General features: G+C 68.7%; 2 protein-coding genes. One reads left to right on the forward strand and one right to left on the reverse strand.

All coding sequences use genetic code 11. From position 1 onward, the window contains the following. The first annotated feature begins 149 nt into the window (after positions 1–149). A complete protein-coding gene (gene rraA, locus AB0H61_RS39020; RefSeq protein ID WP_357313984.1) occupies positions 150–626 on the forward strand; it encodes a ribonuclease E activity regulator RraA in 477 nt (158 codons plus the stop codon). Between the two features lie 22 nt (positions 627–648). Here the strand turns inward: rraA and AB0H61_RS39025 are convergent, their stop codons facing one another. Next, positions 649–870, reverse strand: coding sequence for an RNA-binding S4 domain-containing protein (locus AB0H61_RS39025; protein WP_357313987.1), 222 nt, complete (start codon positions 868–870; stop codon positions 649–651). Positions 871–1,403: the final 533 nt, after the last annotated feature.

Consider the following 1,403-nt stretch of genomic DNA (forward strand, 5'->3'; position numbering starts at 1 on the left):
GAGCGGCCGAAGCGCACGCGACGAAGTCGCAAGTCTCGGCCGCTCGGCAGCGAGACATCCAGGGCCGCGAACCCGCAGCGCCGCAGGCGCTGCCAAACTACACAGCCCCGCGAACACACAGCGACGCAGGCGCTGCCAAAATTACCCGCATGACCGTTGTTGCCACTGCCGACCTAGCCGACGAAATCGGACCCGACATCCGTAGCTGCGATACGCAGTTCATCCAGTTCGGCGGCCGTGCCGCGTTCTCGGGCCGGATCACCACCATCCGATGCTTCCAGGACAACCTGCTGGTGAAGCAAACCCTCGGTGAACCGGGCAACGGCGCGGTGCTCGTCGTCGACGGCGGCGCCAGCGTGCACACCGCATTGGTCGGCGACATCATCGCCGGGCGCGGCGTGGACAACGGTTGGGCAGGCGTCATCGTCAATGGCGCGGTGCGCGACTCCGCGATCCTGCGCACCCTCGACATCGGTATCAAGGCGCTGGGCACCAACCCGCGCAAGAGCACCCAGACCGGCAGCGGCGAGCGCGATGTCCCCGTCGAGTTCGGCGGCGTCACCTTCGTCCCAGGCGACATGCTCTACAGCGACCACGACGGCATCGTGGTCCGCACCGAGGAATGAGACGCGGTCCGGGCCCGCGCCGCTAGAGCGGCGCCACCCGAACCCTGTGACCGGCGAGGGCGACGATATCGCCCGCGTGCAATTGCCGCCCGCGGCGCAGCTCCACCTCGTCGTTCACCCGAACCAGGCCCGCGGCTATCACGGTCTTCGCCTCCGAACCGGAGTCGATCAGGTTGGCCAACTTCAGGAACTGGCCGAGCCGAATGACGTCGTCATCGATCGGTACATCGACTGGATCCGACATGGGGTACATACTTACCCTTCGCCCCAGGTCGGGCGGACACCGGCCCCGCCGAATCCCGTTGCCACCGAGCCGGTGAGCCCTGTTTCAGCCGCGCCCGGCCCCGCCACCACCCGAGCCCCGCAGCCAACACACCCGTCCAGCAAGCACCCGGCCCCGCATCACCCGAGCAGCCAACACCCGGCCACATAACCCTGCCCGCAGCACCCAACCCCGCACGGAGCGAGTCTTACGAGCGACCCGTTCGCGGCCGTCCCGCCACCGAGCGGCCGAAGCACACGCGACGCAGTCGCAAGCCCCGACCGCCCGGACGAAAGCACACAGGCTGCAAACCCGCCGCTCAACCATCCGTCCCCAACCCAGCCCCGTCCGGAGCTCGTCTTACGAGCGACCGTTCGCGGCCGTCCCGCCACCGAGCGGCCGAAGCACACACGACGCAGCCGCAAGCCCCGACCGCCCGGACGAAAGCACACAGGCTGCAAACCCGCCGCTCAACCATCCGCCCCCAACCCAGCCCCGTCCGGAGCTCGTCTTAC

Source organism: Nocardia sp. NPDC050710 (genome assembly GCF_040654375.1).
Taxonomy (GTDB): domain Bacteria; phylum Actinomycetota; class Actinomycetes; order Mycobacteriales; family Mycobacteriaceae; genus Nocardia.